We start from the raw sequence: 15,126 nt of genomic DNA, 5'->3' as shown, positions 1-15,126 counted from the left end.
GGGCACGCGCGTGACGTCAGCCGGCCTTGGCGGCCGGCCGCATCGAGTCGGCTGCGGCATCGGCGTCAACGGCGTCGAGGAACCGGCCCGCGGCGCGTACGTGTTCCAGCCGCCAGGCGTAGATCGCGCGCGTCAGGTGGTCACCCGTGTGCTCCTTGGCACGCAGCGACTCCTCGATCTCGTCGATGACGACCCGCTGGCGCTCGACCAGGCGCGCCGGGCTGTCGTCGCGACGCTGGAGCAGCAGAAGCTTGCACGTGAGCTCGGCGCGGACGTCGAACAGCTGGGACACGGGTTCGCTGAGCCATCGGCTGACCGTCGCCTTGGCCGAGCGGGTGGCGCCGTAGATCATGCGCTGCGGTCCGCGATTGCCTTCCTCGGCGCCGACCGGCGTGATCAGTCCGCGCTCGACCAGCCGCGTGATCGACCGGTAGACCATGGGGCGCGAGACGTACCAGAACTCACCGATTTCCGCGCCCTCCGCGGTGAGGGCTGCGATGGCGAAGCCGTGGCTGGGTCGTTCGGCAATGAGCGCGAGCACGATCCACTCGGCCAGCGGCAGGTCAGGTTGCTTCATGCTAGCCAGGTTAAGGATCGTCGGTGTTGTTTGCGATCTCTGCCAAGGCCAGAGCCGAAAAGGCCGAAACAGGCCAGATCTTCCCGGCAGCCGGCCCGCGGCCGACGTCCGGCCCGGGCGGTCAAGACCGGTCGCGGACCGTGGTGAGCGGAGCACTCGTCGCGTACGGGTCACTCACGGTCTCGTACCAGTGGATGACAGGAGCGCCGATCAGGAGGGCGGCAATGGCGCCGGCGGCAAGAAACACGCCGAAGGGGAGGCGGGTCTGGCGGGTCGCTCGCCCCGCCGCCATGAGCGCGAGGCCCAGGACCAGCCCGGCTGCGCTGCCGGCCAGCAGCGCGAAGACGAGGTACGACGGACCGAACCAGCCCAGCCCGGTGCCGAGCAGGCCGGCCAGGCGTACGTCGCCGAATCCGAGCCAGGCCGGGCGGACCCAGAACAGGGCGAAGAAGACGGCGAACCCGCCGACTCCGCAGACCGCGGTCACGCCCAGCCGGTGCCACTGTCCGGTGGCCGCCGCGGCGGCGAGCAGACAGGCGGCGGTGAGCCCCAGAGTCGGGTAGATGAGCCGCTTGGGGAGCAGGAAGTGTTCGGCGTCGCAGGCGGCCAGGGCCAGCAGCCCCGCGGTGAAGACCAGTACGGCCGGCAGGACTTCCGACCGGCCGAAGCGCAGTGCCATGGCGACGAACAGGAGCGCGGTGAGCCCTTCGATGAGCGGATAGCGCGCGGGTATGGGAACCCGGCAGGCGCGGCAGCGCCGGCCCAGCAGGAGCCAGGACACGACGGGGATGTTGTCGCGGGCCGCGATCGGCGTGGCGCATCCCGGACAGGCGGAGCGTGGCCGTACGACCGAGAGGCCGGCCGGCACCCGGGAGACGGCGACGTTGAGGAACGACCCCACCGCGAGCCCCAGCAGACCGATGATCAAGACAAGTGTGGGTGGCATGCGCGCAATGGTGCCGTACGGACCGTAACAGTCGCTACCGGCTCAAAACTATGGATCCGGCGATGCCGCAAGGCCGCCGAACGCCGCTCGCCAGGCGGCGTTCCCGATGCCACCTGGCGAACTGGACCGGTCTCGACCGTCGGCCGACGGTCGTCCGGTGAGGACTGCCCCGTATCAGGCAGTGCAGGGGGCCACCGGGTCGACGGTGTACTGCGCGTCCGGAGTGAGAGTGACCTTGTGCAAGGTGGGAACCGTGGACAGGAACCCTTCCTCGTGCAGTTTGTCCACGGTGTCGTACTTCTTGAAACGAGAGAAGTACGCCTCCTCCGCGGTCTCAATCGTGGCCTTGTCCATCTTGCAGGCCGAGTCCTGGCCCTTGTCGTTGATGCCGCGGACGGAGAAGACGACGATGGCGGACAGGATGCCGAGGATCACGATGACCACGAGGAGCTCGATCAACGTGAAGCCGGCTTCCGTGGTCTCGCGCTGTGCGCGCATTCGCCCGCGCATCTTGCCTTGCAGGTAAGTGAACATTTCTCTCCATCTACGCGACCGCTGCCAAATCAGGTGATAGTGACAGCGTGATTAATCAGCCGCAGACTACCGAGCAGGAGTGGGGCTCACAAGGGGCGGCGCAAGGGAAAACGGCCGATCAAGGTGGCAGATGCCAGTCTTGTGGCGTGCTGTAGCATGCAGCTGATTACTCAGCGGCTGACAGTTCTGCGGACGTGTTCCGGGACGAATGATCGGCCACTGTTCTGGATGCGCGATAGGGGTGGGTTCCTTGGCGAATCGCCGGCTTTTCCGGGGCCGCTCGGCGGCGACAGACCCTGCGGGCGAGGACGGCACCCAGCCCGGCGGAGCGCGGGGCGCGGCACCTTCTCCCGTCCCGGCAGGCGAACCGGTCCGCGACGCGGAGTCCGACACCGCCCACTCGTCCCCCGCAGCGCACCAGGGCCCCCGCATCGGCGAACTCCTCGTACAGCGCGGGCACCTCACCCCCGCCCAGGTGGACGAAGCGCTCCTGCAGCAGTCGGCGTCCGGCAAGCGGCTCGGCGCCCTGCTGCTCGAACTCGGCATGGTCGACGAGCGGTCGCTGATCGAGGCCCTGGCGGTCCAGTTCGACGTCCCGGTCGTCGACCTGCGCCAGAGCGCACCCCATCCGGAGGCGGCCGCCCGCGTGCCGGAGGCGCTGGCCCGCTCGCTGGGCGTCGTCGCGGTGCGGCGGGACGAGGGCACGCTGCTGGTCGCGGCGGGCGACCCGACCGACCCGCGCGTCCTCGACGAGGTCACCCGGGCCGTCGCGCCGGACCGGGTGCAGCTGGCGATCGCGGCTCCCGCGGACATCCGGCGCTCGATCGGCACCGCCTACCGGGCGTTGACCGGCGTCAGCAGCCTGGTCGAGGCCTTCGCGGCGACCGAGACCGGCCGCACCGCCACCGCCGGGGCCAGGGTGGTGAGCGAGGACGCGCCGGTCGTGCACCTGGTCAACCTCATGCTGACCCAGGGCCTGCGCGACCGGGCCTCGGACATCCACATCGAACCGCACGGCGACCGGGTCCGGGTCCGGTACCGCATCGACGGCGCGCTGCACGACGTGCTGAGCCTGCCGGAGAACATGGGCCCGTCCGTGGTCAGCCGGATCAAGATCATGGCCAACATGAACATCGTCGACAAGCGGCGCCCGCAAGACGGGCAGATCGCCACCGAGATCGACGGCAGGTCGGTCGACATCCGGGTCGCGACCACCCCCACCATCTGGGGCGAGAAGGCGGTGCTGCGACTGCTCGACAGCAACCGCAGCCTGCTGCGGCTGGCCGAGCTCGGCATGCCCACCGCGACGTACGAGCGGTTCTCGTCCCTGTTGCGCTCCCCCTACGGCATGGTCGCCTGCGGCGGACCGACCGGCAGCGGCAAGACGACCACCCTGTACGCCACGCTCGGTGAGCTGAACCAGAGCGAGCGCAACATCACCACCATCGAGGACCCGGTGGAGTACGTGGTCCCGTCGGTCAACCAGATCCAGATCAACGAACAGGCGGGCGTCACGTTCGCGACCGGGCTGCGCTCGATCCTCCGGCAGGACCCCGACGTGATCCTGATCGGCGAGATCCGGGACGGCGAGACGGCGCGGATCGCGGTCGAGTCCGCTCTCACCGGCCACTTCGTACTGTCGTCCATCCACGCCGCCGACGCCTGCTCCGCGCTGCACCGGTTCACCGACATGGGCATCGAGCCGTTCCTGATCACCTCCACGGTCTCCGGGGTGGTCAGCCAGCGACTGGTGCGACGGATCTGCGACCAGTGCCGCGAGCCCTACAAGCCGGGCGTGGACGAACTGGCCTTCTTCGCGAAGGCCGGCGGGTCGACCGACATCGAGTTCTGGCAGGGCCGGGGCTGCAGCTTCTGCTCCCGGACCGGCTACCAGGAGCGCATCGGCGTCTTCGAACTGCTCGTGATGAGCGACACGGTCAAGCGACTGCTCGTCGAGAAGGCGCCGATCGGCACCCTGCGCAAGACCGCCCGCGAGGAGCACATGGAAAGCCTCCTGGACGGAGGCGTCCGTCTGGTGGAGGAGGGGACGACGACCATCGCCGAGATCATGTCCAGCGTGTACGTGGTCTAGCCGGACGCCCCCGACACCGAGACGCGAACCTCTGACACCGAAGACCAGGAGTGCACCGGCATGGCCACCTTCAAGTACGTCGCGGTCGGCCCGGACGGGAAACAGACCACCGGCGTGCTCACGGGCTCCAGTGTCGACGGCGTGACCGACAGCCTGACCCGGCAGGGCTACGACGTGCAGTCGGTCAAGGCCGCGGGCCGCAACCTGCTGCAGCTCGAACTCACCGCGGAAAAGGTGGACCTGGTCGAGCTGAGCAACTTCTCCCGCCAGATGGCCGCCTTCATCAAGGCCGGAGTGCCCATCCTGGACGCCCTGGAGATCATCCGCGCCGAGACCAAGGACAAGAAGCTCGGCAAGGTGCTCGTCGACGTCATGGACTCGCTGCGATTCGGCGAGAGCTTCGCCGGCGCGATGGCCGTCCACACCAAGGCGCTCCCGCCGTTCTACATCTCCGTCCTCCGCTCGGCGGAGGCCACCGGTGAACTCGACGTGGTGATGGCCCAGTTGGGCCGCTACATCGAGCGCGACGTCGAGAGTCGGCGCACCGTCCGCTCCTCCCTGACCTATCCCAGCCTGGTGATGGTCCTGGCCGTCGCCGTCGTCCTCGTCCTCGTCATCTTCGTCCTGCCCCGGTTCAAGGTGTTCTTCGAGTCCTTCAACGCGGAACTGCCGTTGCCGACCCGGATCCTGCTGGGCTTCACCGACTTCGTCACGGCCTGGTACCCGGTCATCCTCGGCGTGCTCGCCGCGCTCGTCGTGGCCGTGGTCGCCGGTCTGCGGACCGAGCGGGGACGGCTGCTGCGCGACCGCTTCCTGCTGGTGATGCCGGTGGTCGGCGACGTGGTCCGCTACATGGTCATCGAACGGTTCTGCCGCATCCTGACCTCGATGATCAAGGCAGGAGTGCCCATTCCGGAAGCGCTCACCCTGGCCGGCGCCGGCGCCGACAACCTGGTGTACGAACGGGCCATCGGGAAGGCCCGGGTGGAGATGCTCGAAGGCGGCGGCATCTCCGGGCCGATCGCCCGCACCAAGCTGTTCCCCGGGGCGGTCACCCAGATGATGCGCGTGGGGGAAGAGACCGGAACCCTCGACGACCAGCTCGAGAACGTCTCGGAGTTCTACGAGAAGGAACTCCAGCACAAACTCAAGCGGCTGACCAGCCTGTTCGAGCCGGCCATCGTGATCGTGGTCGGGGTCGTCGTGGGGTTCGTGGCCGTCGCCCTCCTCTCCGCGATCTACGGCGTCTACAACCAGGTCGAGGTCCAGTGACCGGCCCGGCCCGCCGCCCGGTACACCGCCCTCGGCGCCGCCGCGGCGAAGAGGGCGAGACCTTGATCGAGGTCCTCGTCGCCGTGGTGCTCATCGGCGTCGCCTTCGTGGCCGTTCTCGGAGGCATGGGCACCGCGATCATCAGCTCGGTCACCCAGCAGAAGGTGACCAGCGCCGACTCGGTCATCCGCAGCACCGCCGAGAAGGTCGTCAGCGAGCCGTACGTGTCCTGCGCCAGTGGCTACGAGACCGCCGCTCCGCCGGCCGGTTACACCGTGACCCTCAAGATCGAGTACTGGGACGGGGTGGGCGCGTTCGGCCCGACCTGCCCGACGGCCGACACCGGAGTGCAGAAGGTGACGCTCACCGTGCGCTCGACCGGCCCACGGCCCGTCAAGGACGCGACCCTAGAGGTGATCAAGCGGGAGTCGATGCTGTCATGACGACACAACGGCCCACCGGGCGCTCGGAGTCGGGGTTCACCCTGACCGAGCTGCTGGTCACGATCGTCATCGTGGGCATCATCGCGGTACTGCTGCCCCAGGCGATCGTCCTCGGACTGCGGTTCATGACGGACACCGAGAAGCGGGTGTCCACCACCAGCGCGGTGGGCACGCTCAACCGCTACTTCTACGGCGACGTGAACAGTGCGGACAGAGTAACGACCGACCCCGCGTGCGGCGTTGCCGCAGTGATCGTCCACCTGAGCCGGCCCGGCACCGACGTCGTCTACGCCTACGACCAGCCGACCGGCGCCCTGAACCGGGTGCAGTGCACCGACCGGGGCGTCGTCACCACGTTGCTGGGCCGGTTCGACCCCACCACAACGCCCCATCCCGTAACCCTGAGCTGCGGTGCCGAGACTCCGTGCACCTCGCCCACGGAGGTAACGCTGACCGTGCAGAGCGACCCCGCCGCGCCCCCGACGGCCCTCACCGCCATCCGACGATCGAGCGCGTCATGACCGGCCGCCCGACGAATCCGCGCCGCCTGCCCTCGCTCCCCCGGACTCCGCTCCCCCGGACTCCGCGCCGCCGGCGCGACGACGAACAGGGCGCGACACTGATCCTCGCGCTGGCCTTCGTCGTCGTCTTCACCCTGGTCACCGTGTCGGTCCTGTCCTTCGCCGGCACGGGACTGAAGGCCGCAAGCGTGTACGTCGACCAGGGCAAGCAGGCCTACAGCGCGGACGGTGCGACGCAGCTCGCGATCAAGAACTTCTCGCAGGGCAACCCCTGCGCCGACTACACCGCCCCGCCGATCAACAGCCGGCAGATGATCGTCCACTGCGACCCCCTCAACTCGTCACCCGCGACCACGCGCGCGACCCAGCCGCAGGACGCGCTGCTGAGTCTGGGCCAGGCGGCGGAGGACGGCATCAACGTGTCCACGCGCGGCCTGCGCGTGCAGGGCAGCGTGTTCTCGCACTCGAACATCACCGCCGGCGCCGGCACCTCGATGGTGGTGTCGGGCGATGTGTCCGCCGTCGGCAACTGCTCCGGTGCCGTGTCACAGACCAAGCTGCCGCCGACCCAGGCTCCGTACGCCCACGACTGCGCCAGCGACACCCCGTCGGCCCCCGCCGACAAGGTCGTGGGCGCCGACCCGGACCACGCCCCGCCCGCCACGGCCGTCCCGGTCCGGCGGACGGTGCCCGCCTGCCCCGCCGCCGGTTCCTGGCTGGTGCGGCTGCAGCCCGGCTACTACGACGACGCCCCCGCCCTCACCCGCCTCACCGGCGGCGACTGCCCGGGCGTCGTCGTATGGCTGCAGCCGGGTGTCCACTACTTCGACTTCACCTTCACCGGCGGCACCGCGGTATGGACGGTCTCCGACCCCACGGTCAGTGTGGTCGGCGGCACCCAGGCGGGCTGGGACCCCGGCGCCCCCACCCGCCCGGCCGTCCCCAACCCGGGCGGCTGCGACAGGACGCGGCCCGAAGGCGTCCAGGTCATGATGGGCGGCGGCAGCCGGTTCCAGGTCGACCGGGGACACGTCGAACTGTGCGCGCCGGTCACCCCGGGCGCGCAGCAGGTGGCGGTGTACGGCGTCCAGCCGCCCAAGCCGTCACACACGCTGAAGCCGACGGCGGTGGTCACGAACACCGGCTTCACCAACCCGGTCCATGCCCTGACCAGTGGCGAAAGGGCGGCCCTGCCCGGGTGTCCGCAGCCGACGGGCACCGCGGACTGCACCGCCGACGCCGTCCTCGACCCGGCGAAGCGCCAGTCGGTCTCGATGCAGCTGTCCGGCTTCACCCCGCAGGTGCCGCCCGGCTCGGTCATCACCGCCGCGACGCTGCACGTCAGGCACGAGGACGACGGCGACCTCACCGCCCCCGGCGCGGTGAAGGTCACCACCGCCGTCGGCGGAGACACCTGCCGCACCGACGACCTGCCCCGGCACCCGGCGCTCGCCACGGATCCCGCGATCGACCTGCTGGGTGCGTGCGGGCTCACCGACCCGGCCCGGTTCACCGGCCTGACGGTGACCTACGCCGCCGCCCTGGACACCGGCGGCACCACCGCCACGGAACGCCTGGACGGCATCTGGCTGGAGGTCGCCTACCGCACGCCGACCACGTTCAAGCCGACCGCCGTGACCGCATCGACCGGTTTCACCGCCGCGGGCACCGGTCCCGACAACGCCCTGGAGATAGGCGAACAGCCGGCGCCGTCGGTGGCCGGCGCCGATCTGACCACGGTGGCCCCGTCCGCGTCGATCACCGTGGCCGGGTTCGGCCGGCCGCCGCTGCCGCCGGGGTCGACGATCCGCTCCGCCGTGCTGCGGGTGGCCCATCAGGAGACCGGCGACGCGGCGGCGCCCCGAATAGACGTCACCCCCGGGGGCGGCGCCGGCAGTTGTACCGACCTGCCGCTCACCGCCCGGGCCGGGCTGGGCGACGACCGCGTCGACCTGAAGGCGTGCGGCATCACCGACCCCGCCCAGCTGACCGGTCTGACCGCGACGTACGCCGCCGGGCTGAAGGAGGGCGGCACCGCGGGCGCCTCTTCCCTGGACGGCGTATGGCTCGAGGTCGTCCACGACCCGCCGGCGCCCCGGCCGGCGACGAGCGCGAAGTCGACGACGTTCACCGCCGCGGCCGACGCCCGGGCGATCGACGGCGCCGACACGGCCCGCGCCGCCCTCGACCCGGCCGAGCCGGCCGCCGCCATCGAACTCGGCGGTTACGACACCCCTGCGGTGGTGCCCGGCTCTGTGTTGGACGGGGCCCTGCTGCACGTCGCGCACCGCGACGATCCCGGGGCGGCCGGAGGACCGCCACCGGCGGTCTCGGTCACCCTGTCCGGGCCCGGCGTACCCCGCTCCTGCACCACCCCGCAGAAGCTCACCGCGCGCCCGGGCGCCCTGGCCACCGACACCCTGGACCTGGTCGCCGTCTGCGGGCTGACCGATCCCGCCCAGCTGACGGGCCTGGTCGTGACCTACAGCGCCGCCCTCGGCGCCGGCAGCACCGCGGCCACCGACCAGCTCGACGGCGTCACCCTGGAACTGGCCCACCGGCCCCCGATCGCGGTACGGCCCACCCAGGCGACCAGCACCGCGACGCCCACCACCGCGGCGTTCCTCGACCCCGGAAACGCGCAGACGATCGACACCACGGCCTCGACCGCGACGCTCTCCGCGGCGACCCCGTCGGCGTCGGTCCGGCTCGGCGGGTTCGCGATGCTGCCCCTGCCCGCGGGTTCGGTGATCGACAAGGTCGTGCTGCGCGTGGCGCACCAGGACGACGACACCACCCCGGCGCCGGCCCCGCCGACCGGGCCACCCGCGGCGACGGAGCCGCCCTCGCCGACGGAGCCTCCGGCAACGGCACCGGCAGCACCGGCAGCACCGGCAGCACCTGCGGCAGCGCCCACGACCACCCTGACCGTTTCCGGTACCGGTACGGCCTGCGACGCGAACCACGCCCTGACCGCCCGTGAAGGGGCACTCGGTGTGGACGTGGTCGACCTCGGCGCCTGCGGGGTCACGAAGGAAGACCAGTTGTCCGAGCTCGCCGTCGACTATGCGGCGAAGTTGGGCACGGGCAGCACCGGCGCCACCGACCGGCTCGACGGCGTCCAGCTCGACATCGTGTTCCGGGCCCCGTCCATCAGGGCCCTGTCCGGCTGCCTCACCGCGGGCAACCGGTGCCCGGTCCTGAAGTCGACCGACGACGCCGACAAGGCCACCGAGCACAGCCGTCTGGTGATCAACGGCACCGTCTACGCGCCGACCGCCGCCGTCGACCTGTCGATGAGCCGGGTCAGCTCGCAGGTCGTCACCCGCGGCATCATCGCCCGGACCATCGCCCTCGGCATCAGCCCGGCCGCCGGATACCTCCGGCCGGTGATCGGAATCCCGCCGGAGCCGGTGCTGTTCACGACCTATCCGGCCGTGATCGCGAAACCGGCGTCGGTCACCGCGGTCAACGGGTTCACGACCCCGGCTCCCGGCGCACCCGTCGACGTCACGGACGCCACCGTCCCCGGCGGTGGCCAGGCGTCCCTCACGCTCGGCGGCTACGACCGGCCGGCGCCGGCCGGGACCGGACCGCTCGACCACGTCGTCCTGCAGGTGGCGCACCACGAGGAAGGCGACGTGAAGTCGGTGAAGATGGCGGTGGACTTCCCCGGCAGCACCTGCACCGGCGCCGACGGCTCACTGGACGTGCCGGTCCGCATCGGCTCCGGCGGCCCGGTGACCGACCAGGTCGACCTGGCACCGTGCGGCCTGACCCAAGCCTCCCGGCTCGCCGGGCTGACCCTGACCTACACCGTCGTCGCCGGGAGCGGCGGCGCGACCGAGCACCTCGGCGGCACCCGGATCGACCTGCTGTCCGGCCCGCTCGTCAAGGCCGCCGTGTCCTTCGACGGCCACGCGAGCACCGTCAAGCAGTGGACGGTCCTGCCATGAGCAAGCACACCCCCTTGGAGACCACCATGCCCGGGCCCAGCGCCGCGATCATCGACCACCTGCTCGACGAGCTGTGGCAGCGGGGCGGCAGCGACCTGCTGCTCACCTCCGGATCGGCGCCGTTCCTCCGCGTCGACGGAGCCCTGCGTCCGGTCGAGGGGGCCGCGCTCACCGAGCCGGAGGTCGACCGCCTGGTGACCGGGGTGCTCGGCACGGAACTCACCGAACGGTTCCGCCGGGAGAAGCAGGTCGACTTCGCGTTCACCTGGGGGGAGAAGGCCAGGCTGCGCGGCAACGCGTTCGTGCAGCGCGGCGCGTCGGCGCTGGCGCTGCGGATCATCCCGTTCAGCGTGCCGTCGTCCGAGCAGCTGGGGCTCCCCCCGGTCGTCACCGGATGGGCGGGCATGCCGCGCGGGTTCGTCCTGGTCACCGGACCGACCGGGTCGGGGAAGTCGACGAGCCTGGCCGCACTCGTCGACCACGTCAACACGCACCGGCCGGTGCACATCCTCACCATCGAGGACCCGATCGAGTACCTGCACCACCACAAGCGCGCGGCGGTCAACCAGCGCGAGGTCGGAACCGACACCGAGTCGTTCCCCGCCGCGCTGCGCGCGGCCCTGCGCGAGGATCCCGACGTCCTGCTGCTCGGCGAGATGCGCGACCCGGAGAGCATCTCCGCGGCCCTGACCATCGCCGAGACCGGGCACCTGGTGTTCGCCACCCTGCACACCAACGACACGTCGCAGACGCTGGACCGCATCGTCGACGTGTTCCCGGCCGAGCAACAGCCGCAGGTCCGGCTGCAACTGGCACACACCCTGGTCGGCATCCTCAACCAGACGCTCATCCCCCGGACCGGCGGGGGCCGGGTGGCCGCCTTCGAGGTGCTGGTGGGCACGTCGGCGATCCGCAACCTGATCCGCGAGGGCAAGACCCGCCAGATCCGCAACATGATCGCGACCGGCCACCGCGACGGCATGCAGACCCTCGAAGCCGGCATCAACGCCCTCGTCAAGGCAGGCGTCATCACCCACGAGGAGGCCGTCCGGCACACGGCCTACCCGGAGGACATCCAGCGCCCCCACACCCCACCCGCCCACACCTGACCGTCCCCTGGGTGAAGCGGACCGGGGCCTGGAAACGGGCCTTGCGGGCGGCGCGGCGGAAGACGGTCAGGACGGCCGGACCGGCCAGGCAGATGCAGACGAGGTTGGTGACGGCACGGCCGGTGTCCCAGCCGAGGGAGGTCGCCAGGTCGAAGGCGAGGTAGCGCTGGAACTGCTCGGTGAAGGGCAGGCCTGGCAGGTACGCGATGGAGCTGTCGGGGTCGAGGGAGAAGGGCCAGAAGGAGAGGTTGAGGAGGAACCCGAAGAGGTACCCGGAGAGCGAGCCGTAGGCGGCGAGCATGAGGACCTCCCGGCGGCCGGTGGCCTTGGGCAGGAGGCCCGCGAGCATGCCCACGAAGGCGCAGCCGAACATCTGGTACGGCATCCAGGGCCCGACCCCGCCGGTGATCAGCGCGGAGGCGAAGAGCGAGGTACAGCCCAGGGTGAAGCCGAAGCCCGGGCCGAAGACACGGCCGGCGAGGACGAGGACGAAGAAGACGGTCTCGATGCCCGCGGTGCCGGCGCCCAGGGGGCGGATGGCGGCGTTGACGGCGGACAGCACGCCGAGCATGGCGAGGGCCTTGGAGTTGATGCCGCCCTCGGCGATCTCCGAGATCACCACGCAGAGGACGATCACCAGCAGCACGCCGAAGATCAGCGGCGGGGCGTAGTTCGAGCCGAACTTTCCGGGGGCGACGAGGAACGGCCAGAAGAAGGCCACGATTCCGAGGAAGGCGGCCAGGGCGATCACCAGGGCGGCCCGCGGACCGATGCGGATGGCGGGGCTGAGCGCGGTCATGGGGCCGTGTCCGTTCCGTCGTTGTCGCCGATGGCTTCGACCGCCTGGCCGACGGTGAGGTACGGGAGCGGTGCGAGGATCTTCGCGGTCTGCGGGGCGAAGACCGGCGAGGCGACGATGACTTCGGTGGTCGGGCCGTCGGCCACGATGTCCCCTTCGGCCATGACCACGACGCGGTCGGCGGCTCGGGCGACGAATTCGACGTCGTGGGTGGAGATGACGACGGCCCGGCCTCCGGCGGCCAGGTCGTCGACGATCCGGATCAGCTGCTCCTTGGCCCGGTAGTCCAGTCCTCGGGTCGGCTCGTCGAGGAGCAGGACATCCGGTGCCGCGGCCAGTTGGACGGCGAGGACCAGGGCGAGTTTCTGTCCTTCGGAGAGGTCGCGCGGATGACTGGTGTCGGGTATGCCGGGCGACAGGCGGTCCAGGAGCGGGCGGGCCGGGGCTCCGTTCGCGGTCACTCCCGACTCGGCGTCCGCCTGTTCGAGTTCCTGCTTCACCGTCTCCAGGTACAGCAGGTCGGTGGGCGTTTGTGGTACCAGACCCACGAGCTTGCGCGCCTCGGCGGCGGGAAGCTTGCGAGGATCGGCGGACTTTCCCGGGCCCGACGGTATGCCCACCGAGCCCGCGGTGCGGGGGCCCGACCCCTGGAGGGCCCACAGCAGGGAGGACTTGCCGGAGCCGTTGCGGCCCATGAGCGCGGTCACCTCACCGCCGTGCAGGGTCAGGTCCACTTGGCGGACGGCCGGTACGCCGTGGTAGCTCACGGTCACGCCGCGGGCGGTCAGGAGGGTGGACCGGTCCGACGCGGTCGGGGGGCGGGCCGGCCCGGGGACCGTGCCGGCCAGGCGGGTGCGTACGGGCGCGGCGGCGCGGCGGGCGTCGCGGATCGACAGGGGCAGCGGGTCCCAGCCCGCGGCACGGCCGAGCTCCACGATCGGCGGCGCGATGGACGTCGTACGGAAGACCTCCGCGGGCGGGCCCGAGACGACCCGGCCGTCGCCGGGGAGGTGGATGACGCGGTCGGCGTACTGGACGACGCGCTCCAGGCGGTGTTCGGCGAGGAGGACGGTGACGCCGAGGTCGTGGACGAGGCGGGTGACGGCGGCCAGGACCTCCTCGGCGGCGGTCGGGTCGAGGGCGGAGGTGGGTTCGTCCAGGACGAGGATCCGGGGGTGGGCGGTGAGGACGGAACCGATGGCGACGCGCTGCTGCTGCCCGCCGGAGAGTTCGTGGAGGGCGCGGTGGCGCAGGTCGGCCAGGCCGAGGAGGTCGAGGGTTTCCTCGACGCGTTTGCGCATGGTAGCGGGCGGCACCGCCAACTGCTCCATGGTGTAGGCGAGTTCCTCCTCGACGGTGTCGGTGACGAAGCCGTCGAGGGGGTCCTGGCCGACGACGCCCACGACGTCGGCGAGTTCGCGGGGCGGGTGGTCGGCGGTGTTGCGGCCGTCGACGAAGACGCGGCCGTACAGGGTGCCGCCGGTGAAGTGCGGGACGAGGCCGTTGACGGCGCCGAGGAGGGTGGACTTGCCGACGCCGGTGTGGCCGACGACGAGGCAGAGTTCGCCTTCCTCGACGGTCAGGTCCACGTCCCTGATCACGGGTTCGGCGGTGTCGTCGTACCGGACGGAGACCTGGTCGAAGGTGATCACGTGGCTGCCTCGGTGCGCGGTGCGGGGACGGGGGGTGGGGGTGGGGGTGGGGGTGGGGGTGGGGCTGTGGCTGGTGGGCCGGATGTCGGGGGTGGCGCCAGGAAACCGGCGGCGCCCGCGAGGAGGATGGCGGCGGCGGGGACGAGCGGGAGCGTGGGCCAGCTCAGGGGGTGGATCGACGGGTTCAGTTCGGCCGGGTCGAACCCGGCGTTGCCGAAGAGCAGAACGGCGGAGAGGACGCCGCAGCCGGCGACCGCCCACTCGGGGAAGAGCCAGGGGTCGGGCCGGTAGGTGGTGCGGGTGATGCGCCGGCCGCCGAGGCGCAGTCCGGCCACGCAGAGCAGCGCCCCGACGGCCATGGCGGGCAGACCGAGGAGCTTCGGTGCGGTGGCGTCCAGGAGGCCGTACGCGCCGGCGCACATCCCGCACATGCCCAGCAGCATCAGCACGCCGGTGATCCGGCGGGAGCGGCGGGTGGCGGTGCCGGCCCGGCCGTAGCCGCGCGAGTCCATGGCGGCGGCCAGCCGCAGGGACCGTTCGAGGGCGTCTTCCAGGACGGGGACGACGATCCCGCGCAGCGCCCGCAGCCCCTTGGTGCGGCCGGCCCGCAGCCGCCGTGCCCGGTGGACGCGCTGGACGCTCTGGACGAGCTGGGGGGCGACACTGATCGACACGGTGACGGCGACGCCGAGTTCGTACAGGGCGCCGGGCAGGACGCGCAGGGCCCGTTTGGGATTGGCCAGGGTGTTGGCGGCGCCGATGCAGCACAGCATGCAGGCCAGGCGCAGGCCGTCGGTCGCGGCGGAGAGCAGCGCCTCCAGCGACACCGGGCCGCCGAGCTGGATGCCGGCGTACCAGTCGGGGGTGGGGATGTGCGGGAGGGAGAAGAGGAAGTGGTCGTGCGGGGTGATGCCGGTGGCGAAGACCGCCCGGAAGGCGACGCGGATCATGACGACGGTCAGCGCCAGGTAGAGGTAGTACTTGAAGCCTCTGGCCCAGGGGGCTTCGGTGCGGCGCACGGTGATGACGTAGCCGAGGACGGCCAGGACCAGGAACAGCAGGAGCGGGTTGTTGGTACGGCTTACGGCGGTGGCCAGGGCGACGGCCCAGATCCACCAGGCCACCGGGTGCAGGGTGCGGGGCAGACGGCGGCCGACCGGGTCCGGCGCGGGACCGGACACGGGCGGCGTGGCCGCGGCCGACGGGATCGTGCGTGCCATGCGGG

At 71.4% G+C, this 15,126-nt stretch carries 12 protein-coding genes; 6 read left to right on the top strand and 6 right to left on the bottom strand.

The window, feature by feature from the left end; translation table 11 throughout:
* Positions 1-16 precede the first annotated feature (16 nt).
* From AB0O36_RS03005 to AB0O36_RS02995, 3 genes are all read right to left on the bottom strand, one after another.
* On the bottom strand, positions 17-577 hold the full coding sequence (locus AB0O36_RS03005) for a PadR family transcriptional regulator (protein WP_365103177.1): 561 nt from the start codon (positions 575-577) through the stop codon (positions 17-19).
* Positions 578-698: 121 nt separating this feature from the next.
* Positions 699-1,523 (bottom strand): prepilin peptidase, encoded by an 825-nt coding sequence (locus tag AB0O36_RS03000; protein ID WP_365103174.1) that lies wholly within the window; start codon positions 1,521-1,523, stop codon positions 699-701.
* A gap of 174 nt (positions 1,524-1,697) precedes the next feature.
* Positions 1,698-2,021: a type II secretion system protein gene (locus AB0O36_RS02995; protein WP_365103172.1), complete on the bottom strand. Its 324-nt coding sequence runs from the start codon at positions 2,019-2,021 to the stop codon at positions 1,698-1,700.
* Between the two features lie 286 nt (positions 2,022-2,307).
* On the opposite strand from AB0O36_RS02995, the gene AB0O36_RS02990 reads away from it, so the two are divergent.
* Genes AB0O36_RS02990 through AB0O36_RS02965 form a run of 6 tightly spaced genes read left to right on the top strand, consistent with a single transcriptional unit; the run spans position 2,308 to position 11,450 of the window.
* On the top strand, positions 2,308-4,149 hold the full coding sequence (locus tag AB0O36_RS02990) for a GspE/PulE family protein (protein ID WP_365103170.1): 1,842 nt from the start codon (positions 2,308-2,310) through the stop codon (positions 4,147-4,149).
* 60 nt (positions 4,150-4,209) lie between these two features.
* Positions 4,210-5,421: a type II secretion system F family protein gene (locus tag AB0O36_RS02985; RefSeq protein ID WP_365103168.1), complete on the top strand. Its 1,212-nt coding sequence runs from the start codon at positions 4,210-4,212 to the stop codon at positions 5,419-5,421.
* Positions 5,418-5,864: a type II secretion system protein gene (locus AB0O36_RS02980; RefSeq protein ID WP_365103165.1), complete on the top strand. Its 447-nt coding sequence runs from the start codon at positions 5,418-5,420 to the stop codon at positions 5,862-5,864. Before AB0O36_RS02985 ends, AB0O36_RS02980 begins: the two co-directional genes overlap by 4 nt.
* Positions 5,861-6,385 carry a type II secretion system protein gene (locus AB0O36_RS02975; protein ID WP_365103163.1) on the top strand — a complete coding sequence of 175 codons (525 nt, stop codon included), beginning with the start codon at positions 5,861-5,863 and terminating at the stop codon, positions 6,383-6,385. Before AB0O36_RS02980 ends, AB0O36_RS02975 begins: the two co-directional genes overlap by 4 nt.
* The gene (locus AB0O36_RS02970) at positions 6,382-10,341 is read left to right on the top strand and encodes a hypothetical protein (protein ID WP_365103161.1); all 3,960 of its coding nucleotides are present in this window, start codon (positions 6,382-6,384) and stop codon (positions 10,339-10,341) included. Before AB0O36_RS02975 ends, AB0O36_RS02970 begins: the two co-directional genes overlap by 4 nt.
* Positions 10,338-11,450: a type IV pilus twitching motility protein PilT gene (locus AB0O36_RS02965; RefSeq protein WP_365103159.1), complete on the top strand. Its 1,113-nt coding sequence runs from the start codon at positions 10,338-10,340 to the stop codon at positions 11,448-11,450. Before AB0O36_RS02970 ends, AB0O36_RS02965 begins: the two co-directional genes overlap by 4 nt.
* Here the strand turns inward: AB0O36_RS02965 and AB0O36_RS02960 are convergent.
* Genes AB0O36_RS02960 through AB0O36_RS02950 form a run of 3 tightly spaced genes read right to left on the bottom strand, consistent with a single transcriptional unit; the run spans position 11,371 to position 15,121 of the window.
* Positions 11,371-12,249: an ECF transporter S component gene (locus tag AB0O36_RS02960; protein ID WP_365103156.1), complete on the bottom strand. Its 879-nt coding sequence runs from the start codon at positions 12,247-12,249 to the stop codon at positions 11,371-11,373. The genes AB0O36_RS02965 and AB0O36_RS02960 overlap by 80 nt on opposite strands.
* Positions 12,246-13,901 carry an ATP-binding cassette domain-containing protein gene (locus tag AB0O36_RS02955; protein WP_365103154.1) on the bottom strand — a complete coding sequence of 552 codons (1,656 nt, stop codon included), beginning with the start codon at positions 13,899-13,901 and terminating at the stop codon, positions 12,246-12,248. The genes AB0O36_RS02960 and AB0O36_RS02955 overlap by 4 nt, the downstream gene beginning before the upstream one ends.
* On the bottom strand, positions 13,898-15,121 hold the full coding sequence (locus tag AB0O36_RS02950; protein ID WP_365103151.1) for an energy-coupling factor transporter transmembrane component T: 1,224 nt from the start codon (positions 15,119-15,121) through the stop codon (positions 13,898-13,900). Before AB0O36_RS02950 ends, AB0O36_RS02955 begins: the two co-directional genes overlap by 4 nt.
* Positions 15,122-15,126 lie beyond the last annotated feature (5 nt).

The sequence above is a fragment of the Streptomyces sp. NPDC089799 genome, assembly GCF_040684755.1.
In the GTDB taxonomy this organism is placed as follows: domain Bacteria; phylum Actinomycetota; class Actinomycetes; order Streptomycetales; family Streptomycetaceae; genus Streptomyces.
Note: the sequence above shows the minus strand (reverse complement) of the source record. Positions and strands in the feature narration are given on the sequence as shown.

Coding starts and splice junctions, on each gene's coding strand:
- AB0O36_RS03005 (WP_365103177.1), bottom strand. CDS start 577: ATGAAGCAACCTGACCTGCCGCTGGCCGAGTGGATCGTGCTCGCGCTC.
- AB0O36_RS03000 (WP_365103174.1), bottom strand. CDS start 1,523: ATGCCACCCACACTTGTCTTGATCATCGGTCTGCTGGGGCTCGCGGTG.
- AB0O36_RS02995 (WP_365103172.1), bottom strand. CDS start 2,021: ATGCGCGCACAGCGCGAGACCACGGAAGCCGGCTTCACGTTGATCGAG.
- AB0O36_RS02985 (WP_365103168.1), top strand. CDS start 4,210: ATGGCCACCTTCAAGTACGTCGCGGTCGGCCCGGACGGGAAACAGACC.
- AB0O36_RS02975 (WP_365103163.1), top strand. CDS start 5,861: ATGACGACACAACGGCCCACCGGGCGCTCGGAGTCGGGGTTCACCCTG.
- AB0O36_RS02970 (WP_365103161.1), top strand. CDS start 6,382: ATGACCGGCCGCCCGACGAATCCGCGCCGCCTGCCCTCGCTCCCCCGG.
- AB0O36_RS02965 (WP_365103159.1), top strand. CDS start 10,338: ATGAGCAAGCACACCCCCTTGGAGACCACCATGCCCGGGCCCAGCGCC.
- AB0O36_RS02960 (WP_365103156.1), bottom strand. CDS start 12,249: ATGACCGCGCTCAGCCCCGCCATCCGCATCGGTCCGCGGGCCGCCCTG.
- AB0O36_RS02950 (WP_365103151.1), bottom strand. CDS start 15,121: ATGGCACGCACGATCCCGTCGGCCGCGGCCACGCCGCCCGTGTCCGGT.